The sequence below is a fragment of the Burkholderiales bacterium genome, from assembly GCA_036262035.1.
Lineage (GTDB): Bacteria > Pseudomonadota > Gammaproteobacteria > Burkholderiales > SG8-41 > JAQGMV01.
This window is the reverse complement of record DATAJS010000018.1, coordinates 37635-58590: the sequence shown is the minus strand read 5'-3', so window position 1 is coordinate 58590 and position 20956 is coordinate 37635. Positions and strand designations below refer to the sequence as shown.

General features: G+C 66.7%; 22 protein-coding genes and 2 tRNA genes. 18 read left to right on the top strand and 6 right to left on the bottom strand.

Features of this window, described 5'->3' with window-relative positions:
• The 15 genes from aroA (at window position 1) to rlmD (ending at window position 14200) form a co-directional block, all read left to right on the top strand.
• Window positions 1-1347, top strand: coding sequence for a 3-phosphoshikimate 1-carboxyvinyltransferase (gene aroA / locus VHP37_20735; GenBank protein ID HEX2828790.1), 1347 nt, complete (start codon window positions 1-3; stop codon window positions 1345-1347).
• Window positions 1344-2006, top strand: a complete 663-nt coding sequence (cmk, locus tag VHP37_20730; GenBank protein HEX2828789.1) for a (d)CMP kinase — start codon at window positions 1344-1346, stop codon at window positions 2004-2006. Before aroA ends, cmk begins: the two co-directional genes overlap by 4 nt.
• Window positions 2007-2107: 101 nt before the next feature.
• Window positions 2108-3847 (top strand): 30S ribosomal protein S1, encoded by a 1740-nt coding sequence (gene rpsA / locus VHP37_20725; GenBank protein HEX2828788.1) that lies wholly within the window; start codon window positions 2108-2110, stop codon window positions 3845-3847.
• 18 nt (window positions 3848-3865) lie between these two features.
• Window positions 3866-4153 carry an integration host factor subunit beta gene (locus tag VHP37_20720; protein HEX2828787.1) on the top strand — a complete coding sequence of 96 codons (288 nt, stop codon included), beginning with the start codon at window positions 3866-3868 and terminating at the stop codon, window positions 4151-4153.
• A gap of 206 nt (window positions 4154-4359) precedes the next feature.
• A complete protein-coding gene (locus VHP37_20715; GenBank protein HEX2828786.1) occupies window positions 4360-4650 on the top strand; it encodes a LapA family protein in 291 nt (96 codons plus the stop codon).
• A gap of 23 nt (window positions 4651-4673) precedes the next feature.
• Window positions 4674-5849 (top strand): lipopolysaccharide assembly protein LapB, encoded by a 1176-nt coding sequence (lapB, locus tag VHP37_20710; protein ID HEX2828785.1) that lies wholly within the window; start codon window positions 4674-4676, stop codon window positions 5847-5849.
• A 63-nt stretch (window positions 5850-5912) separates the two neighbouring features.
• Complete coding sequence (gene pyrF / locus VHP37_20705; GenBank protein HEX2828784.1) at window positions 5913-6614, top strand: orotidine-5'-phosphate decarboxylase; 702 nt, start codon at window positions 5913-5915, stop codon at window positions 6612-6614.
• Window positions 6611-7537, top strand: coding sequence for a D-glycero-beta-D-manno-heptose-7-phosphate kinase (gene rfaE1 / locus VHP37_20700; GenBank protein HEX2828783.1), 927 nt, complete (start codon window positions 6611-6613; stop codon window positions 7535-7537). The genes pyrF and rfaE1 overlap by 4 nt, the downstream gene beginning before the upstream one ends.
• Window positions 7538-7542: 5 nt before the next feature.
• The gene (gene rfaD, locus VHP37_20695; protein ID HEX2828782.1) at window positions 7543-8547 is read left to right on the top strand and encodes an ADP-glyceromanno-heptose 6-epimerase; all 1005 of its coding nucleotides are present in this window, start codon (window positions 7543-7545) and stop codon (window positions 8545-8547) included.
• Window positions 8544-9428 carry a cysteine synthase CysM gene (gene cysM, locus VHP37_20690; GenBank protein HEX2828781.1) on the top strand — a complete coding sequence of 295 codons (885 nt, stop codon included), beginning with the start codon at window positions 8544-8546 and terminating at the stop codon, window positions 9426-9428. The genes rfaD and cysM overlap by 4 nt, the downstream gene beginning before the upstream one ends.
• Window positions 9429-9434: 6 nt before the next feature.
• A complete protein-coding gene (locus VHP37_20685; protein HEX2828780.1) occupies window positions 9435-11411 on the top strand; it encodes a hypothetical protein in 1977 nt (658 codons plus the stop codon).
• 17 nt (window positions 11412-11428) lie between these two features.
• Complete coding sequence (locus VHP37_20680; protein ID HEX2828779.1) at window positions 11429-11623, top strand: hypothetical protein; 195 nt, start codon at window positions 11429-11431, stop codon at window positions 11621-11623.
• Between the two features lie 13 nt (window positions 11624-11636).
• Window positions 11637-12068: a YdbL family protein gene (locus tag VHP37_20675; GenBank protein HEX2828778.1), complete on the top strand. Its 432-nt coding sequence runs from the start codon at window positions 11637-11639 to the stop codon at window positions 12066-12068.
• Entirely contained in the window at window positions 12065-12835 is a 771-nt protein-coding gene (locus tag VHP37_20670; protein HEX2828777.1) for a 3'-5' exonuclease, read from the top strand. The genes VHP37_20675 and VHP37_20670 overlap by 4 nt, the downstream gene beginning before the upstream one ends.
• Before the next feature lie 39 nt (window positions 12836-12874).
• Entirely contained in the window at window positions 12875-14200 is a 1326-nt protein-coding gene (gene rlmD, locus VHP37_20665; protein ID HEX2828776.1) for a 23S rRNA (uracil(1939)-C(5))-methyltransferase RlmD, read from the top strand.
• A gap of 92 nt (window positions 14201-14292) precedes the next feature.
• On the opposite strand, the gene VHP37_20660 is transcribed toward rlmD, so the two are convergent.
• Together VHP37_20660 and VHP37_20655 are read right to left on the bottom strand one after the other, a co-directional pair.
• On the bottom strand, window positions 14293-14988 hold the full coding sequence (locus tag VHP37_20660) for a Bax inhibitor-1/YccA family protein (protein ID HEX2828775.1): 696 nt from the start codon (window positions 14986-14988) through the stop codon (window positions 14293-14295).
• Window positions 14989-15130: 142 nt separating this feature from the next.
• Window positions 15131-15364 (bottom strand): hypothetical protein, encoded by a 234-nt coding sequence (locus VHP37_20655; GenBank protein HEX2828774.1) that lies wholly within the window; start codon window positions 15362-15364, stop codon window positions 15131-15133.
• 178 nt (window positions 15365-15542) lie between these two features.
• Here VHP37_20655 and VHP37_20650 point away from each other — a divergent pair, with 178 nt between their 5' ends.
• Window positions 15543-15779: a hypothetical protein gene (locus VHP37_20650; protein ID HEX2828773.1), complete on the top strand. Its 237-nt coding sequence runs from the start codon at window positions 15543-15545 to the stop codon at window positions 15777-15779.
• 22 nt (window positions 15780-15801) lie between these two features.
• Here the strand turns inward: VHP37_20650 and VHP37_20645 are convergent.
• The 3 genes from VHP37_20645 to VHP37_20635 all read right to left on the bottom strand — a co-directional run bounded on the left by VHP37_20645 (window position 15802) and on the right by VHP37_20635 (window position 16793).
• Window positions 15802-15891: transfer RNA gene (locus VHP37_20645), tRNA-Ser, on the bottom strand.
• Between the two features lie 27 nt (window positions 15892-15918).
• On the bottom strand, window positions 15919-16368 hold the full coding sequence (locus VHP37_20640; protein HEX2828772.1) for a 6-carboxytetrahydropterin synthase: 450 nt from the start codon (window positions 16366-16368) through the stop codon (window positions 15919-15921).
• 71 nt (window positions 16369-16439) lie between these two features.
• Window positions 16440-16793 carry a hypothetical protein gene (locus VHP37_20635; protein ID HEX2828771.1) on the bottom strand — a complete coding sequence of 118 codons (354 nt, stop codon included), beginning with the start codon at window positions 16791-16793 and terminating at the stop codon, window positions 16440-16442.
• A gap of 245 nt (window positions 16794-17038) precedes the next feature.
• On the opposite strand from VHP37_20635, the gene VHP37_20630 reads away from it, so the two are divergent.
• Window positions 17039-18265: an aspartate kinase gene (locus tag VHP37_20630; protein ID HEX2828770.1), complete on the top strand. Its 1227-nt coding sequence runs from the start codon at window positions 17039-17041 to the stop codon at window positions 18263-18265.
• Window positions 18266-18339: 74 nt separating this feature from the next.
• Window positions 18340-18432 (top strand) — tRNA-Ser (locus VHP37_20625).
• Between the two features lie 150 nt (window positions 18433-18582).
• On the opposite strand, the gene VHP37_20620 is transcribed toward VHP37_20625, so the two are convergent.
• Complete coding sequence (locus tag VHP37_20620; GenBank protein ID HEX2828769.1) at window positions 18583-20928, bottom strand: molybdopterin-dependent oxidoreductase; 2346 nt, start codon at window positions 20926-20928, stop codon at window positions 18583-18585.
• Window positions 20929-20956: the final 28 nt, after the last annotated feature.

Below are 20956 nucleotides of genomic sequence, written 5' to 3'. Positions count from 1 at the left end.
GTGGAACATCTCGACCTCGCTCCCATACGCCGCGTGAGCGGCAGCGTGCGGCTGCCGGGATCGAAGAGCATCTCGAACCGCACGCTGCTCCTCGCCGCGCTCGCGCACGGCGAGACGCTCGTACGCGACGTGCTCGAGTCCGACGACACACGCTACATGCTGGATGCGCTGCGCGCGCTCGGCGTGCGCTGCGACGCCGTGGCGAACCGCACGGTGCGCGTGCACGGCGCCGGCGGCGCGTTTCCGGTGAAGCAGGCCGATCTCTTCCTCGGCAATGCGGGCACCGCGTTCCGTCCGCTGACGGCCGTGCTCGGCGTGCTCGGCGGCGAGTACCGGCTCTCCGGCGTGCCGCGCATGCACGAGCGGCCGATCGGCGACCTCGTCGAAGCGCTCGCCGCGGCCGGTGCTGCGATCGATTACCTCGGGCAGCAGGGCTATCCGCCGCTGCAGATCCGTGCCGCGGCGCTCGACGTGTCGCGGCCGCTGAAGATTCGCGGCAACGTGTCGAGCCAGTTCCTCACCGGACTGCTGATGGCGTTGCCGCTCACCCGACGCGCGTGCGGCATCGAGATCGTCGGGGAGCTCATCTCCAAGCCGTACGTCGAGATCACGGTCAACACGCTGAAGCGCTTCGGCGTCGAGGTGAAACGCACGGAGTGGTCTCGCTTCGACATTCCCGCGACGAACGGGTACGCGAGCCCCGGCGAGATCTACGTCGAAGGCGATGCGTCGTCGGCGTCCTACTTCCTCGCGGCGGGCCTGATCAGCGGGCTGACGGGCGGCGCAGCGGTGCGCGTCGAAGGGGTCGGGCGATCGAGTATCCAGGGTGACGTGCGTTTCACCGAAGTGCTCGAGCGCATGGGCGCGCACATCACGATGGGCGATAACTGGATCGAGGCGACCGCGGCCGACGACGTAAAGCGCACAGGCAAGCTCCGCGCGCTCGACGCGGACCTGAACCACATCCCCGACGCCGCCATGACCGCGGCAGTGCTCGCGCTCTTCGCCGACGGCCCCAGCACCTTGCGCAACATCGGAAGCTGGCGCGTGAAAGAGACCGACCGGATTTCGGCGATGGCGACGGAGCTGCGCAAGGTCGGCGCGGACGTGGAAGAGGGCGCCGATTACCTGAAAATCACGCCTCCCGCCTCACCCCTCACGCCTCACGCCTTCGGACTCAGGCCCGGCGCTTCCATAGCCACCTACGACGACCACCGCATGGCGATGTGCTTTTCGCTCGTCGCGCTGGGCGGTGTGCCGGTGCGCATCAACGACCCCGGCTGCGTCGGCAAGACCTTTCCCGAATATTTCGACGTGCTCGCTTCCATTTCCGAGAGTCAGCCTTGAGCCTTGCCCCCGTGATCGCCATCGACGGACCGTCCGCTTCGGGCAAGGGGACCGTCGCCGCCAAGGTCGCCGACGCGCTGGGCTTCCATTTTCTCGACAGCGGCGCCCTTTACCGGCTCGTGGGACTCGCGGCGCTACGGCGCGGCATCGGCCTGGACGACGTGCCCGCGCTCGCGCAGATCGCCGTCGACCTCGACTGCCGTTTCACCGGAGCCCGCATCGCGCTGGAGGGCGGCGACGTCACCGACGCCATCCGGGCCGAGGACGTGGGTGCCGCCGCCTCGCGCGTGGCGGCCCTGCAGCCGGTGCGCGACGCCCTGCTGGAGCGCCAGCGCGCGTTCCGGCAGCCGCCCGGGCTGGTCGCCGACGGCCGCGACATGGGCACGGTCGTTTTCCCCGACGCGGGCCTCAAAATCTTCCTGACCGCGGACGCCGTGGAAAGGGCCAGAAGGCGCTATAAGCAGTTGATCGACAAAGGAATGAGTGCTAACATGGACGCCCTTTTGCAGGATATCCGGGCGCGGGACGCGCGCGATACTCAACGCGCCGCGGCCCCGCTTTTGAAGGCCCCGGACGCCGTCGAGCTCGATACGACAGCCCTCTCGATCGAGGCCTCGGTGGCGAAAGTGCTGGAGCTGCATCGCGGTAAGACCAGGTAGCGCAGGAGGGCAACAACAGGCGCCATGGACCCCCTCGGTTCGTGGTTTTTTCAACTGACCCGCCGACCACCGGCGGCGACCAAACTCCCAAACCCCTAATGATGAAAACCTCTACCCCGGCCTCTCCGACCACGTCCGCTCCTGCTCCCGCGCTGGATCCCGAAAGCTTCGCGGCCCTTTTCGAAGAAAGTCTCGCGCGCAAGGAAATGCGCATAGGCGAAGTCATCACCGCGGAGGTGATCCGCGCGGACGACAACTTCGTCGTGGTCAACGCCGGGCTCAAGTCCGAAAGCTACATTCCGGTCGACGAATTCCGTAACGACCGCGGCGAGATCGAAGTCCAGCCCGGCGACTTCATCAGCGTCGCGATCGAATCCCTCGAAGACGGCCACGGCGAGACGCGGCTCTCGCGCGACAAGGCGAAGCGCCTTGCCGCCTGGCACGAGCTCGAGGAAGCCCTCGAGAAGGGCAACGTCGTGCAGGGCACGATCAACGGCAAGGTCAAAGGCGGCCTCACCGTCATGGTGAACGGCATCCGCGCCTTCCTCCCGGGCTCCCTCGTGGACATCCGCCCGGTCAAGGACACCACGCCGTACGAAAACAAGCAGATGGACTTCAAGGTCATCAAGCTCGACCGCAAGCGCAACAACGTGGTCGTGTCGCGCCGCGCGGTGCTCGAAGCCAACCAGGGTGAAGAGCGCCAGAAGCTCCTCGAGACGCTGCAGGAAGGCGCCGTCGTCAAGGGCATCGTCAAGAACATCACCGACTACGGTGCGTTCGTCGACCTCGGCGGCATCGACGGCCTGCTGCACATCACCGACCTCGCGTGGCGCCGCGTCAAGCACCCGTCCGAGATCCTGTCGGTCGGCGACGAAGTGCAGGCCAAGGTCCTGAAGTTCGACCAGGAGAAGAACCGCGTCTCGCTCGGCATGAAGCAGCTCGGCGAGGACCCGTGGGTCGGCCTCTCGCGCCGTTACCCGCCCGGCACGCGCCTGTTCGGCAAGGTCTCGAACCTCACCGACTACGGTGCGTTCGTCGAGATCGAGTCGGGCATCGAAGGCCTGGTGCACGTGTCCGAGATGGACTGGACCAACAAGAACGTGCATCCGTCCAAAGTGGTCCAGCTCGGCGACGAAGTGGAAGTCATGGTCCTCGAGATCGACGAAGACCGCCGCCGCATCTCGCTCGGCATGAAGCAGTGCATGCCGAACCCGTGGGAAGAGTTCGCCATGAACCACAAGAAAGGCGATCGCGTCCGCGGCCAGATCAAGTCGATCACCGACTTCGGCATCTTCATCGGCCTGCCCGGCGGCATCGACGGCCTGGTTCACCTCTCCGACCTCTCGTGGTCGACGCCCGGCGAGGAAGCCGTGCGCAACTACAAGAAGAGCGAGGAAGTCGACGCGACGGTCCTGTCGATCGACGTCGAGCGCGAGCGCATCTCGCTCGGCATCAAGCAGCTCGAAGGCGACCCGTACAACAACTACGTGTCCTCGCACGAGAAGAACTCGATCGTCACCGGCACCGTGAAGGCGATCGACGCCAAGGGCGCGGTCATCGCCCTCGACGGCGACATGGAAGGCTACCTGCGGGCGTCGGAAGTCTCGCGCGACCGCGTGGAAGACATCCGCACCAAGCTGAAGGAAGGCGATTCGGTCACCGCGATGATCATCAACGTCGACCGCAAGAACCGTACGATCAATCTCTCGATCAAGGCGAAAGACCTGGCGGAGGAGGCCGAGGCGATCCAGAAGCACGCCGCGGACAAGAGCAGCGCGGGCACGACCAACCTGGGAGCGCTGCTCAAGGCGAAGCTGGACACGGCCAACAGCCAACAATAAGAGAGTCGAGGGAGGACCATGACCAAGTCGGAGCTGATCGCGAAGCTCGCGGCCCGCTATCCGCAGCTCGTCGCCAAGGACGCCGAGCTCGCGGTCAAGATGATCCTGGACGCGATGGCCAAGAGCCTCGCGGACGGACAACGCATCGAGATCAGAGGATTCGGCAGCTTCGGCTTGAACTATCGGCCACCCCGCACCGGACGCAATCCCAAGTCGGGAGAGAAGGTGCAGGTTCCCGCGAAATACGTCCCGCACTTCAAGGCGGGCAAGGAGCTGCGGGAACGGGTCGATCTGAAAAAAGAATAGGTGCTTACCACTGAAGCGCTGAAGCGGCAGGGTCAACGATCCTGCCGCTTTTTTTCGCGGAAAGGTCTACACCGCTGCTTCGGCGCAGCTGCGCTGCGCCTCGCCGCGCGAACTGCGCGCTTAGAGCGCCTGGCGGCGCTACATTTTCTTTATGCGTTATCAGCACCTGTGGCATAGCCGCCTTACTCGCGTTATCCTGCGGCCCCATGCGTTACGTCCTCTGGGTCGTCAAGCTGCTGCTTTTCGTGGTGGCGCTGACGTTCGCGATCAAGAACACCGACCCGGTCTCGGTGCGCTATTTCCTCGGGCAGGAATGGCGCGCGCCGCTCATCTTCGTGTTGCTCGTCTTCTTCTGCCTCGGGGCCGCGCTGGGTCTGTCCGCCGCGCTGGTGCAGATCATGCGGCAGCGGCGCGAGATCTCCCGGCTTACGCGCGAGATCCAGGGACGCGGCGTCGCCACGCCGCCTGCGCCGCCGCCCGACGTGGCGGGCGTGTGAAGCCGCGCAACGGCTGAGGTCGAATGGATCTCGAGTACTGGTGGCTGCTCGCGCTGCCGCTCTTCTTCGCGCTCGGCTGGATGGCCGCGCGCATCGACATACGCCACGTGGTGTCGGAGTCGCGCACCCTGCCGGCTTCGTACTTCCGCGGGCTGAACTTCCTGCTCAACGAGCAGCCTGACAAGGCGATCGAGGCGTTCATCGAAGCGGTCAAGGTCGACCCGCAGACGATCGAGCTGCACTTCGCGCTCGGCAGCCTCTTCAGGCGGCGCGGCGAGATCGAGCGCGCGATCCGCATGCACCAGAACCTCGTCGAGCGCCCGGACATCCGCGACGACCAGAAGCGCGCCGCGCTGTTCGAGCTCGCGCAGGACTATCTCAAGGCGGGCCTCCTCGACCGCGCCGAGGAGCTCTTCCTCAGGCTCGACGGCACCGCCCACGCCGAGCCCGCGCTGAAGTTCCTGCTGGAGATCTACCAGCAGGAGAAGGACTGGCAGAAAGCGATCGACGTCGCCCAGAAGCTGACGTCGGTCACCGGCCGCTCGCACCAGAAGGAGATCGCGAACTTCCACTGCGAGCTCGCGAGCCGCGAGATCATGCATACGCGCCACGACGCCGCGCGGCCGCACCTCGACGAGGCGCTCGCGCATCATCGGCTGTGCGTGCGCGCCAACGTGCTGCGCGGCGATCTAGAGCTCCAGCTCGGCAACACCGAGGCGGCGATCGACGCGTGGAAGCGCATCGAGAGCCAGAACCCGGCGTACCTCGCGCTGGTCGCCGAGCGCATTTACGAAGCCTACAAAGCGCTTGGCCGGGCCGAGGAAGGGCTCAACCTTTTGAAGGGTTATCTCGAGAAATACCCGTCGCTCGACGCGCTCAACGTGGTGTTCCAGGCGAGCCTCGAGCGCCAGGGGCCGGAGCCCGCATACAAGCTCGTTCGCGACGAGCTGCGGCGTACCCCGATGCTGCTCGGACTCGACAAGCTGATCGAAGCCCAGCTCGTCGACGCGTCGCTCGAGCGCCGCCGCGACCTCGAGCTGGTCAGAGGGCTGCTCAACGAGCACACGCGCAACCTAGCGATGTACAAGTGCGACAACTGCGGTTTCCGCGCGCGGCAGTATTACTGGCATTGTCCGGCGTGCGCGGCGTGGGAGACGTACTCGCCGCGACGCACTGAAGAGAAAGGCGTGCCGGCGTGAGAGAGAAAAAGTGACGGGTGTAGCGGTGACGGATGAAGCGGTGACGGGTAAGGCGGTGACGGAGTGACGGATCCCAGAATCATTGTTGCGCTGGACTACGCCGATGCGGAGCCTGCGCTCGAGCTGGTCGCGCGGCTGGACCCCGCGCAATGCCGCGTCAAGGTCGGCAAGGAGCTCTTCACGGCCGCGGGGCCGGCTTTCGTCGAAGCGCTCGTGAAGCGCGGTTTCGGCGTGTTCCTCGATCTGAAGTTCCACGACATCCCGAACACCGTCGGCGCCGCGTGCCGCGCCGCTGCGAGCCTCGGGGTGTGGATGGTGAACGTCCACGCCTCCGGCGGTCGCGCGATGCTCGAAGCCGCGCGCGCGGCGATACCCATGGAGGCGGACGCTCCGAAGCTCATCGCGGTGACCGTGCTGACCAGCATGAGCGACGCCGACCTCGCCGAGATCGGTATGAGCGGCACCGCCGAGGACGCGGTGCTGCGGCTCGCCTCGCTGACCGACGCCTGTGGTCTCGACGGCGTGGTGTGCTCCGCGCGCGAGACGGTGGTGCTGCGCGAGAGCTGCCGCCCCGGCTTCGTCCTCGTCACACCCGGCATCCGTCCCGCGAGCGCCGCCGCCGACGATCAGCAGCGCGTGATGACCCCGGCCGACGCGATACACGCGGGCTCGTCGTATCTGGTCATCGGCCGACCGATCACGCGCGCGGCCGATCCGCTCGCCGCGCTCGCTGCGATCAACGCGGAGATCGAGAGCGCCCGATGAAGCGCGCCGCCCGCAAGCCGCGCGTGCTCATCGTCGGCGACGTCATGCTCGACCGCTACTGGTTCGGGGAAGTAGGGCGCATCTCGCCCGAAGCGCCGGTGCCGGTGGTCAAGGTCGACCGCACCGAAGAGCGTCCGGGCGGCGCCGCGAACGTCGCGCGCAACGTCGCGGCGCTCGGCGCCGAGGCGATCCTGCTCTCGGTCGTGGGGCCCGACGAGGCGGGCGCGACCTTGCGCAAGCTCCTGAAGACCGACGGCGTGTCGGCGCAGCTCCAGACCGATCGCGGGGTGCAGACCACGATCAAGCTGCGCGTCATCGGCCGCCGCCAGCAGCTCGTGCGCATCGATTTCGAGACCACGCCCGGACACGAGGCGCTCGCCTCCAAGATGCGCGACTTCCAGCGCCTCCTGCCTTCGGCCGACGCGGTGATACTCTCGGATTACGGCAAAGGCGGCCTCGCGCACATCACGAGCATGATCCGGCTCGCGCGCGAGGCGCGGAAGCCGGTGCTCGTCGATCCCAAGGGCGACGATTACACGCGCTATCGCTTTGCTTCCATCGTCACGCCGAATCGCGCCGAGCTCCGCGAGGTCGCCGGAAGCTGGAAGACCGAGGCCGACCTCACGCGCAAGGCGCGCGGCCTCATCAAGAAGCTCAGGCTCGGCGCGCTGCTCGTCACCCGCAGCGAGGAAGGCATGACGCTCTACAACGGCCGCGCACGGCTGCACGTCGCAGCGCAGGCGCGGGAAGTCTTCGACGTGAGCGGCGCCGGCGATACCGTCATCGCCACGGTCGCATTCGCATTGGGGCGCGGCGAAAGCATGGAAGCGGCGGTCGAACTCGCGAACCGCGCCGCGGGCATCGTCGTCGGCAAGTTCGGCACCGCGGTGGTCCATCCGCACGAGCTATTCGAGCAGAGGTAAGAGAAGTGGCGTATTACGTGGTCACCGGCGCCGCCGGTTTCATCGGCTCCAACATCGTCAAGGGTCTCAACGAGCGCGGCATCTCGGACATCATCGCGGTCGACGATCTCACGCACGGCGACAAGTTCGTCAATCTCGCGGACCTCGAGATCGCCGATTACGTCGACAAGGACGAGTTCATCGAGGCGGTGCAGCAGGGCAAGTTCCAGGACGCGGTCGATGCGGTGCTGCACGAAGGCGCGATCTCGGACACCACCGAGCGCGACGGGCGCCTGATGATGCGCACCAACTACGAGTACTCCAAGGCGCTGCTGCACTACTGTATCGAGGAATCGGCGCCGTTCATCTACGCGTCGTCGGCGGCGGTCTACGGCGCGCGCACCATCTTCCGCGAAACGCCCGAGGCCGAAGTGCCGCTCAACGTCTACGGCTATTCGAAGCTGCTGTTCGACCAGTACGTGCGCCGCAGCGCCGGCGAGCACAGCGCGCAGGTCGTGGGACTGCGCTACTTCAACGTCTACGGCGACCGCGAGCAGCACAAGGGCCGCATGTCTTCGGTCGCCTGTCACTTCTTCAACCAGTACCGCGCCAACGGCTTTGTTCAGCTCTTCGAAGGCAGCGGCGGCTACGGCGAGGGCGAGCAGCGGCGCGACTTCGTGTCGGTCGAGGACATCGTGAAGATCAATCTCTTCTTCCTCGACCACCCCGACGTCGCCGGCATCTACAACGCCGGGACCGGCGCGGCGCAAAGCTTCAACGACGTGGCGGTGGCCACCGTGAACGCGTGCCGCGCGGCCGCCGGCGATGCGCCGCTCGCCTTACGCGAGATGCAGTTGCAGGGCATCATCCACTACATCCCGTTCCCCGAAGACCTGAAGGGCCGCTACCAGAGCTTCACCCAGGCCGATATAGGAGGCCTGAGAGCCGCCGGGTATGCCAATTCCTTTCTCACGGTAGAGCAGGGCGTACAACGCTACTGCGACCAACTTCTGGAGCGTGCGGCTCAATGAACACCCTCGAAGATTTCGTCGGCAACACGCCGCTCGTGCGCCTCAAACGCATGCCCGGAGAGACGAGCAACGTCGTCCTCGCCAAGCTCGAAGGCAACAACCCCGCGGGATCGGTGAAGGACCGCCCGGCGCTGTCGATGATCAAGCGCGCGCAGGAGCGCGGCGACATCAAGCCCGGCGACACGCTGATCGAGCCGACGAGCGGCAATACCGGCATCGCGCTGGCGATGTGCGCTGCGATGATGGGCTACAGGATGATCCTCGTCATGCCCGAGCACCTCTCCATCGAGCGCCGCCAGACCATGGGCGCGTTCGGCGCGCAGTTCGTGCTGACACCCAAGGAAGGCGGCATGGAGATGGCGCGCGACATCGCCGAGAAGATGCGCGACGAAGGCAAGGGCGTGATCCTCGACCAGTTCGCCAACGCCGACAACCCGCTGTCGCACTACGAAGGCACGGGACCCGAGATCTGGCGCGACACCGAGGGCAAGATCACCCATTTCGTGAGCAGCATGGGCACGACCGGCACGATCATGGGGGTGTCGCACTACCTGAAGGAACAGAACCCGGAGATCCAGGTCGTCGGCTGCGAGCCGTCCGAAGGCTCCAACATCCCCGGCATCCGCAAGTGGCCCGAAGCCTACGTGCCGTCGATCTGCGACTGGAAGCGCATCGACCGCATGGTCGAAGTCTCGCAGTACGACGCGGAGGAGATGGCGCGGCGGCTCGCGCGCGAGGAAGGCATCTTCGCCGGCATCTCGTCGGGCGGCGCGTTGTGGACCGCGCTCCAGGTGTCGAAGGAAGTCGAGAACGCGGTGATCGTGTTCATCGTGTGCGATCGCGGCGACCGCTATCTCTCGACGGGCGTGTTCCCGGCGTGACGCCGCGTGCGCAGGGTCATCGTCCTTGCGTCCGCGGCCGCGGCGCTCACCGCCGCGTGGATCGCGCATTCGGCTGAGCTCACGCTGTCCATCGCCGATCTCGAATCTCCCGGCTTGAGCGCGCGCGGCGTGCGCGCTCGCCTTGCAGGCAAAGGCTGGCGCGAGCTCGCGCTGTCCGTCGACCGCCTCACGGCAGCGGGACGCGAATGGCGCAACGTGAAGCTCACCTGCGCCGATTTCGCCGCCGCGCGCGGCCGCCTCGCGTGCACGAAGGGCGTGCTCGACGCGGGCGGCAGGATACCGATCAGCTTTTCCTACGTCACCGCGACGCGCGATTTCACCCTCGAAGCGAAATTCGAGCGCGGCGAGACCTGGCACGCCGCAGGCACGCTGAAGGGCGCCGATACGACCATCGACGCGAAGGTCGAAAACGCGAGCCTCGGGCGCTTCGCCGCGTTCCTGCCGAAGGATGCGCCGAAGCTGACCGCCGGCCGTGCGACCGGCACGCTGCAGCTTCGCGGCTCTCGCGCGAAGGGGCGCGTGACCCTCGACGGCGTCGGTTTCGCCGACGCCAGCGGGCTGCATGCAGGCGAGAAGATCGCCGCCGCCCTCGATCTCGATGCGTCGCGCAGGAACGATGCGTGGACGTGGACGGCCACCGTTGAGTGGCGCGCCGGGGACGTGTTCTGGACGCCGTTTTTTGTCAGCGGCAGCGGCCAGCGCCTCGCGCTCGCCGGCGCCACGGCCGCCGGCCGCACCGAGGTGCGCTCGGGCACGCTCGACCTTCCGGGAATCGGACAGGTGAAGCTCGACGCCCGCTGGGATCACACCAGGGGCGCGCTCGTCGAAGCGCACGCGAGCGGTGCGAGGCTCAAGGCCGGCGCGATCTACGATCGCATCCTCAAACCGCTGCTCGAAGGCACGGCGCTGTCGGACCTGCGCGCCGAAGGGGAGATCACGGCGAGCGTGGCGATCTCCGGCGGCGAGGTGCGGGCGGTCGATGCCGAGCTCTTCGGCGTCTCGTTCGAGGACAAGCGCGAGCGGCGCTTCGGCGTCTTCGGGGTCAGTGGCCGCGTCCCCTGGCGCCGCGGCGAGCAGAGCACTGTCGAGGTGACCGTGAAAGGCGCCGAGGTGTTCAAGCTGCCCATCGGCGCGATGCGCATCCCGCTGCGGGTGCGCACCAACAGCATCGTCATCGCCGCGGTGCGCGTGCCGCTGCTCGACGGCGCGCTGGAGCTTCGCGATTTCGTCGCCGGCACCACGCCCGAGGGATGGCGCTGGCGCTTCGCGGGAGAGCTGCAGCCGATCTCCATGGATCGGCTGTCGCAGGCGCTTCAGCTGCCGACGATGTACGGCACGCTCGCGGGCTCGATCCCCGAGGTGCGCTATCGGCGCCACGCGCTGTCGATGGACGGCACGCTGAAGATCGAGGCGTTCGACGGCGACATCGCGGTCTCCAGGCTCGAGCTGGTCGAGCCTTTCGGCCGCGCGCCGCGGCTCGGCGCCGACATCGAGATGAAAGCGCTCGACCTCGAGCTGCTCACGCGCACGTTCGACTTCGGCACCATCACCGGCCGCATCGACGCGCGGGTCGCGGGACTGGAGCTTTCGAGCTGGCAGCCGGTGCGGTTCGACGCGACGCTGTCGAGCAGCCCCGGCGATTACCCGCGGAAGATCAGCCAGCGCGCCGTGCAGAATATCTCCGCCCTCGGCGGCGCGGGCGCCGCCGCCGCGATACAGCGGAGCCTCCTGCGCTTCTTCGACCAGTTCGGCTACGAGCGGCTGGGACTGTCGTGCCGGTTGCGCAACGGGGTCTGCGAGATGGACGGCATCGAGCGCGCGCCGCAGGGCTACGTGATCGTCAAGGGCGGCGGCATTCCGGCGATTTCGGTCATCGGCTACAATCGCGCCGTCAATTGGCGTGAGCTCGTCGATCGCCTGAAGCGCATCACGCAGGACAACGTCAAACCCATCGTTCGTTAACTCTGAGAACCGTTCGCATGCGCCGCGTCGCGACATCCGCAGCCATCGTAGCCGCAACGGCGCTCGCCGCGTGCGTCACCATCAACATCTATTTCCCCGCAGCGGCCGCGGAGCGCGCGGCCGACCGCATCATCGACGAAGTGTGGCAGCTGCAGCCCGACGGCTCGAAGCCGAACGTGAAGCCCGCGCCCGCCAAGCCCGCCGCGCAGTAGAGGACGACGACCGATGATCCCGTTCAACCGACGCAACGCCGTGCTGCTCGCGGTCCTGCTCGCGCTGTCCGGCGCGGTTTATGCGCAGGCCAACCTGCAGATCGACACGCCGGCGATCGCCAGCCTGCGCAAGAGCATGCGCGAACGCTACCAGCAGCAGCTCGCGCCGCTGTACGCGAACGGCGCGATCGGCCTCACGCGCGACGGCAACGTCGCCCTGCGCGACGCCGCTCTCGTCCCGCTCGCGCAACGCGCGCAAGTCAATGCGCTCGTTGCCGAAAGCAACCAGGACCTGTCGGCGCTCTATCGCGAGATCGCGCGCGCCAACGGCCACCCCGAATGGGAGAACGAGATCCGCGCGACGTTCGCGCAGCGCTGGATCGATCGCGCGAAGCCCGGCTGGTGGTACCAGGGCGCGAACGGAGAGTGGGTCAGGAAGCAGTGAGCCCGGTCCTCGTCTTCGACATCGAGACCGTCCCGGACGTCGCGGGCGTGCGCAAGCTGCACGGCGTCGCGCCGGACGTGCCCGACGCGCAGGTGGCGGCGATGGCGTTCCAGCTTCGCCGGCAGGCGGTCGGCCACGACTTCCTGCCGCTGCACCTGCATCGCGTGGTCGCCATCTCGTGCGCGCTGTCCGATCGCGACGCTTTTCGCGTGTGGTCGCTGGGCGGGGAGAGCGAAGGCGAGATCATCCAGCGCTTTTTCGACGGCATCGAGAAATACACCCCGCAGCTCGTGTCGTGGAACGGCGCGGGCTTCGACCTGCCGGTGCTGCACTACCGCGGCCTCATCCATTCGGTGCGCGCGCCGCGCTACTGGGACACCGGCGACGACGACCGCGAGTTCCGGTACAACAACTACATCAGCCGCTATCACATGCGCCACTGCGACGTGATGGACCTGCTCTCGCTGTACCAGGGGAGGGCGGTGGCGCCGCTCGACGAGATCGCGCAGCTTCTCGGGCTGCCCGGCAAGCTCGGGATGGACGGCTCGCAGGTGTGGGAAGCGTTCGAGCAGGGGCGCATCCAGGATGTCCGCAACTACTGCGAGACCGACGTCGTCAACACCTACCTCGTCTTCCTGCGCTTCCAGGCGATGCGCGGCACGCTGACCGCGGAGCAGCACAGCGCGCAGGTGGACGCGGTGCGCGCGACGCTGGCGCGCAGCCCGGAACGCCATTGGCAGGAGTTCCTGTCTCACTGGCAGAGCTAGCCGCCGCGCGTTTCACCGCGCCTTCGATCGTCCCTTCCCGTGCCCAAGTCACCAGCCCCGCAAGCCGCGCAGCCGCTGCGCATCGAATCGCTCGATCAGGAAGGGCGCGGCATCGCGCGCCGTGAAGGCAAGACCATCTTCGTCGAAGGCGGGCTGCCGGGCGAGCTCGTCACCGCGTCGATCTTCCGCAAGAAGCCGTCGTTCGAGATCGGACACGTGCAGGACGTGCTCGAGCCGTCTGCGGCGCGGACGACGCCGCGCTGCGCGTACTTCGGCCGCTGCGGCGGCTGCGCGCAGCAGCACGTGGATTTCGCGACCCAGGTCGCGGTCAAGCAGCGCGTGCTCGAGGACGCGCTGTGGCACATCGGCAAGGTGAGGCCGCAGCAGATCCTGTCGCCCATACGCGGCGATCCATGGCAATACCGCCATCGCGCGCGCTTTACCGTGCGTGACGTGCCCAAGAAAGGCGGCGTGCTGGTCGGCTTCCACGAGAAGCGCAGCAGCTACGTCGCGGACATGCTCTCCTGCGAGGTGGTGCCGGCGCGCATCTCGGCGCTGTTGCCCCGTTTGCGCGAGCTCGTCGGCAAGCTCTCGATACGCCAGCGCCTGCCGCAGATCGAGCTGTCGATCGGCGAGGGCGCGGACGTGCTGGTGTTGCGCGTGCTCGAGCCGCTGACGCCCGCGGACGAAGCGGTGCTGCGCGCCTTCGCCGACGAGCACAGCGTCTGCATCTACCTCCAGCCCGGAGGGCCGCATACCGCGAAGCCTTTCCACCCGATTGAAGGCCCGGACCTGCATTACGCGCTGCCCGAGTTCGACGTGCGCATCTACTTCGAGCCGACCGATTTCACGCAGGTGAATCACGCGGTCAACCGCGTGCTCGTGCGCCGTGCCCTGTCGCTGCTCGCGCCCCGACCGGGTGAGCGCGTCGCGGACATGTTCTGCGGCCTCGGCAACTTCTCGCTGCCCATCGCGCGCTCGGGCGCCGAAGTGGTCGGCGTCGAAGGCAGCGAGACGCTGGTCGCGCGAGCGGCCGCGAACGCCGCGCGCAACGGGCTCGCCGAGCGCACGCACTTCGCGGCGATGAATCTCTTCGAGATCGACGAAGCGGGGCTGGCCGCGCTCGGACGCTTCGACCGCATGCTGATCGACCCGCCGCGCGACGGCGCGATGGAGCTCGTCAAGGCGCTGGGCGACGACGCGCCGCAGCGCATCGTCTACGTCTCCTGCAACCCGGCGACCCTGGCGCGCGACGCGGCGGTGCTGGTCGGCGTGAAAGGCTACGAGTTCAAGGCTGCCGGCGCGGTGAACATGTTTCCGCAGACGGCGCACGTCGAATCGATGGCGCTTTTTGAAAAAGCGTGAACGGGTGAACGGGGAAGGGTGAAGGGTGAAACGTGAAACGTGAAGGGAAACAAAAAGGGCGCCGAAGCGCCCTTTTTGTTACGCAGACACGGTCAGTCTCTTTCGCCCATCAGCGCCATGAGGAGCTGCAGCAGGTTGGCGAAGATGTTGAAGAGGCTCATGTAGACGCCGGTCGTCGCCATGATGTAGTTGGTCTCGCCGCCGTTCACGATGCGGCTCACGTCGTGGAGCAGGAACAGCGAGAACACCACGATCACCAGCGCCGAGATCGTCAGCGCGAGCGCCGGGATCTGCAGGAACATGTTGGCGAGCATTGCGACCAGCAGCACGATCATGCCGATGAACAGGAACTTGCCCATGAAGGAGAAGTCGCGCTTGGTCGTCGTCGCGATGGTCGCCATCGCGAACATGATGACGCCGGTGCCGCCGGCGGCAAGGCCGACGAGCTGAGGACCGTTACGCAGCGACAGGGCCACGGTGAGCAGGGGGCCCAGCCACCAGCCCAGGATGAAAGTCATCAGCAGGAGCAGCGCAACGCCGATCCCGCTGTTGCGGTTGGCCGCGATCGCGAACTGAAGCCCGATCACGACCGCGAGCATCACGAGCGAGGTGACGATCGGGTGCTGCAGAATGAGGCCGGCGGTGCTCATGCCCACCATCGCGCCGATGACCGTCGGGATCATCGTGACGGCAAGCATCAGGTAGGTGTTGCGCAGGACGCGCTGCTGTTCGGTGCCGACCGCTACCGCGCCGGAGTATGCGCCGCGGGGCTGAAGTTCGGGTTGCATTCGAGGATCTCCCTTCCGTGTGGTGTGTCGCAGTGCCGGTAAGACTATCGGCAGCGGCCTAAAGTTGCAACGAAAGCGTTGCGGCGCCGTGCGAAGTTCAGCCGGTAAGTCCCTGGCGCGACGGCATTATGAATGGCAATGGTCAGGGCTCGCGCTTGACCGAGGCCGCTCCGGCCCTGGCCGGATAGCCCACGCGGAAACCGACGCGCTCGTCGCAGCGGTCGACCGTCCAGCGTTCCTCCGCGACCTTGCCGTCGGGGTGGACCTCCAGCACTTCGGTGTCGACGAGCTTGAGTCGCTTGCACTCGGGCTTCTCGCGGCCCGCCTGGTCGAGCACCCGCGCGCTCACGTCGCGGCGCACACTCATCGGGGCCACCGTCTCGCCGGGGACACTGGCGCACCCTGCGAGGGCCGCCGCCGCGGCGGCCAGCCAGAGCAGGCGGCGGGCGGCGGCAGGGCTTGCAATCCGTGATCTCTTCCCCTCTCGCAAGCGGGGTTTTATGCGATCATGTTGCGTCGCACTCGCCGATAAGCAGAGACACGAGGGGGGAGCAATGGCATGGGTCGACTGCATGCGGCTGCGCCGCGTCGCGACGATCATCAGGTCGATAGGCTGGACGGTTGCGGGTCTCATCTTTACTTATGCCGCGGTAGCCACTTTTTTGAGCGAGGCCGAGAACGCGCTCGCCGTGTTCGGCGTGCTCGGCGCGGCATCGGTCATCGTGCTCGCGATCACGTACGCGCTGGCGTGGATCGTCGATCGTCGCGGCGATCGGCTGGTTACGCGCTGACCGCGGGTTCGCCGCGTCACTCTGGCGGAGGCGGTAGGATTCGAACCCACGAGAACCTTGCGGCTCTGCTGGTTTTCAAGACCAGTGCATTCAACCACTCTGCCACGCCTCCGGTCCGCCGCGATTCTACGATAAGTTCTTACAGCTCCGACCGAAGCGCGTCCGCCCAGCAGTTGGGCGTCTCGTAGAGGCGCACGCATTCCAGCGTGAGCGCATTGCCGAATTCGGCGCGGTAGGCCGGCTCGAGCAGGCGGAACGCGGCTTCGGCGAGATGCTCCGCCGTCGGCGGCGCGGCGAAGACGACCGTGCGGTGGTCCGGGATCGTCGCCAGGAAATCGAGCACGGCCTGGTCTTCCCGCCATGCGAGAAACGCGTGGTCCCACACGTCGACCACCACGCGCCGGGCGATCGCCTTCACCTCCGAGAAGTCGAGCACCATGCCTTCGCGCGGATCGCCGGGCGTGGCGACGACCGGGCCGGTCAGCGTCACTTCGAGCGCATAGCGATGGCCGTGCAGATGACGGCAGCGGCTGCGGTGGTTCGGGATGCGGTGGCCCGAGTCGAACTCGAGCCGGCGGGTGATGCGCATGGCGGGACAGGTCGCGGAAGGCGCGAAATTATACCAAGGGTATAAAAGCGCCTCTCGCGGTCCCGGCCGGGCTACCGCTTTCTGCTCGCGCGCCCTGACGCGTTCGCGCTCGAGCGGCCGCTGCCGCTGCCGCTGGTCGCGGTACGGCCCGTCGCGGCCTTGCGCAGGCTGGTGTAGAGCTTGGGATTCGCTTTCTTCAGGTACGACACGACCTCGAAGTCCTCGCCTCGCGCGCGCTCGAGCGGAATGCCTTCGATGTGTACCAGCCTCAGCAATTCGCGCACCGGCTTGGGCATGGTGCGACCGCTTTCATAACGAGAACCGCCGCTCTGGGTAACACCTATGCGCGACCAGAATTCCTGCTGGTTCATGCGCAGCTTGCGACGGATCTCCCGGGGGTTGCTTATGCGCTCGAATGGTTTCATTGCTCTCTCGCTGACCTTTCGCGTTACCGTTACCCGATTGACATGCCCCTATCCGATAGGTTCACGCGCAGCATGCGGCGTTTCCGGGGCGCCCGGCGTCGCGGCCCGGCTCCTCAATGCGGCTGGCATATCGGAACAAAAAACGATGGCAATTTTCGAGCCGACAAATGGCCGGCTCGTGCTGGCGGCCGAAATCGATTAAAATTTAGCCCTTTTCGCGCAACTCCCCGCAGCAAACCCCCCGCATGGCTCTCATCGTCCAGAAATACGGCGGCACGTCCGTCGGCAGCGCCGAGCGCATCAAGAACGTCGCCCGGCGCGTCGCCCACTGGCGGGCGCGCGGCCATCAGGTCATCGTCGTCGTGTCCGCCATGTCGGGCGAAACCAATCGCCTCATCGCGCTTGCAAAAGAGGTGCAGGCCAACCCCGACCCGCGCGAACTCGACGTGATGGTCTCGACCGGCGAGCAGGTCACGATCGCGCTGCTGTCGATGGCGCTGATGGAGCTTGGCGTGAAGGCGCGCAGCTACACCGGCGCGCAGGTGAAAATCCTGACCGACAGCGCCCACACCAAGGCGCGCATACTCGCCATCGACGAGCAAAATATACGCGGCGACCTCGACGCCGGCCGGGTGGTCGTCGTGGCCGGATTCCAGGGTGTCGACGAAGCAGGAAATATCACCACTTTGGGCCGCGGCGGCTCGGACACCACCGGCGTCGCGCTCGCCGCGGCGCTGCGCGCCGACGAGTGTCAGATTTACACCGATGTCGACGGCGTTTACACCGCCGACCCGCGCGTGGTCCCCGAGGCCCGCCGCCTGAAGACGATCACCTTCGAAGAGATGCTCGAGCTCGCCAGCCTCGGGTCGAAGGTCCTGCAGATCCGTTCGGTGGAATTCGCGGGCAAGTACAAGGTGCGCCTGCGCGTGCTCTCCTCGTTCGAGGAAGAATGCGAGGGCACGCTGATCACTTTCGAGGAAGACGAGAACATGGAACAGCCAATCATCTCGGGCATCGCGTCGAACCGGGACGAGGCCAAGATCACGATACTCGGCGTGCCCGACCGCCCGGGCATCGCCTACCAGATACTCGGGCCGGTCGGCGATGCCAATATCGACGTCGACATGATCGTGCAGAACGTCGGCTACGACGGCCTCACCGACTTCTCCTTCACGGTCCACCGCAACGATTACCAGAAGACGCTGAAGATCCTCGAGCCCATCCGCGAGCACATCAAGGCGCGCGAGATCGTCAGCGGCTCGAACATCGCGAAGGTCTCGCTGGTCGGCGTCGGCATGCGCTCGCACGCCGGCATCGCGAGCACCGCTTTCCGCGCGCTCGCCGAAGAGGGCATCAACATCCAGATGATCTCGACCTCCGAGATCAAGGTGTCGGTCGTGATCGACGAGAAGTACAGCGAGCTCGCGGTGCGCGTGCTGCACAAGGTTTTCAATCTCGATCAGCCGGCTTAACGGCGATCGAAGAGGGCGCTGTGGTACACTACGGCGCTCGTCGCGCACGCACGGTCGCGACCGAATCAGAATCCGGAGAGATGGCCGAGTGGTCGAAGGCGCGCCCCTGCTAAGGGCGTATATGGGCAAAACCCGTATCGAGGGTTCGAATCCCTCTCTCTCCGCCAAATATCGAGCACTGGCCTTTCGGCCGGCGTTGTAGAAAGCTCGGCGCGCGTTCCCCGAACGGCAGCGCGGGCGCGCTCCTTCGCCTCAGTGCGAACGCATCGCGCCGTATCGGCGATCACCGCGCCGCTCGGCCCGATCCCAACGACCGTTCACTCGCCGCTCGACGTTCTCGACTGCGCCAACGCGGGCGGGCCGTAGCCTCGTCCGGTCGGCGGCACGCCGCGGTAGCGTTCGACTTGCACCAGGCACAACTGTCCCGTGCACGCTTGCGCGAGCCGCGAGGTTCCGACGTCCCGCGTCACGGTGTTCACGTTGCCGTGGGCGCAGAGCCCTTCGGCCTCGCCCGGCAGCTCCACCGGGTCCCACCACGCGCCGGTGGGAACCTGAACGATGCCGGGATGAAGGTCGCTGCTCAGCCGGGCCACCGCGACGAAAGCGCCTCGATCGTTGAAGACTTTCACGACGTCGCCGTCGGCGATGCCGCGGCTGGCGGCTTCGTCCGGATGGATCCGCATGATCTCGCGGCCGTCGACCTTCGTCTCCTGGCTGTACGTGGCGAAGTCGAGCTGGCTGTGAAGGCGCGACGACGGCTGATTCGAGACGAGCTGGAGCGGGAAGTCCCTGACTCGCGGTGATCCCAGCCACTCGTGCGGCTCGAACCACCGGGGGTGTCCTGCGCAGTCGGCGTAGCCGAAGCGTGCGATGGTCTCCGAGAAGATCTCGATCTTCCCGCTGGGCGTCTGCAGGGGCGCTGCGGACGGATCTTCCCGGAAGCGCCGCAAATGGCCCGCGAAACCGTCGTGCGTCGGAAGCTCCAGCTCGGTCGAATTCCAGAACTCGTCGAACGGCGGCGCTTCGTGCCCCTTCGTTGCGAGCTGCGTGCGCAGATCCTCGTACAGGCGGCGGATCCACTCGGCGCTTGTCAGGCCTTCGGTGAACGTCTCGTACGTCCCGAGACGCGCCGCGAGCTCCGAGAAGATCTCGTAATCGTCTCTCGACTGCGCGTAAGGCTCGATCACGCGCCGCATCGGCGTGAGGAAATTGTCTTCGGAAGAGCCGCTGATGTCGTCGCGCTCGAGCGTGACGGTGCTGGGGAAAACGATGTCCGCGTGCAGGACCGTGGAAGTCCAGAACGGCTCGTTGACGATGATCGTTTCCGGGCGGCTGAAGGCCTTGCGCAGGCGGTTGAGGTCCTGATGGTGGTGGAACGGGTTGCCGCCCGCCCAGTACACGAGACGGATGTCGGGATAGTTGCGGCGCTGGCCGTTGAAGTCGAACGGCGCCCCCGGGTTGAGCAGCATGTCGGCGATACGCGCGACGGGAATGACCGAGTTCGCGCCGTTGCGTCCCTGCGGCAGCGACGGCATGGGCACGATCGGAGGCCGCTTCCCGACGTTTCCGGTGGTCCCCATCGAATAGCCGTAACCCGCGCCGGGCATGCCGATCCGGCCCAGCATCGCCGCCAGCGCGAGACCCATCCACACCGGTTGCTCGCCGTGCTCGGCGCGTTGCAGCGAGTGGCTGATCGTGATGAGCGTGTGCTTGGCCGCCATCGCCCGCGCGAGCTCGCGAATCTGCGCGGCGGGAATGCCGGTGATCGGCTCCGCCCAGGACGCGCTCTTGGGACAGCCGTCGTCTTTGCCCAGCAGGTAATTCTCGAACGCGTCATAGCCGACACAGCAGCGCTCGAGGAACGCGACGTCGTGCAGGCGCTCGACCGCGAGCGTATGCGCCAGGGCGAGCATGAACGCCACGTCGGTGGCGGGGCGCAGCGGGACCCATTCGGCGTCGAGCGTGGTCTGCAGATCGTTTCGCAGCGGGCCCATCAGCACGAATCGCGCTCCGCGGGCCTTGGCTGCATGCAGCGCATCCTTGACCGCGTGCCGGCCCACGCCGCCTGCGCCCACCTCTGCGTTCTTGACCGCCAGGCCGCCGAAGGCGACCAGGAGCTCGGTGTGCGCCGCGACGTCGGGCCACGTCACCGCCGTGCGTTGCGTCAGCACCGGTGCAAAAAGACGCGGAAGGATGATGTCGGCGGCGCCGGAGCTGTAGGAACCGATGTGGGCTGTATAGCCGCCGATGGAGTTGAGGAACCGATGCACCTGGCTCAGCGCATGATGGAAGCGGCCTGCGCTGGACCAGCCATACGACCCGCCGTAGATCGAGGCGCAGCCGTGCTTCTCCCGGACGCGCTCGAGCTCCGTCGCCGCGAGGTCCAGCGCTTTCGCCCAGCTCACCGGCACATAGTCGTCACGACCTCGACGCTCGTCCGGACCGGGGCCGCGTTCCAGCCACCCGCGGCGAACCACGGGCTGCGCGATGCGTGCGGCGTGCCGCGCGGCATCAGGAATATTGCGGAGAAGCGGCGATGGATCCGGATCCGTTGGTGTGGGACGAACCTTGAGCCGATCCCCCTGTCGCGATACGAAGAAGGAACCCCAATGCGAGGCGTGGATGCACTCCGAGGCATCGGCCGGATGACGCAACAGTTTCATGGCTTTCCCTTGCTTCCTGTCTCGACGT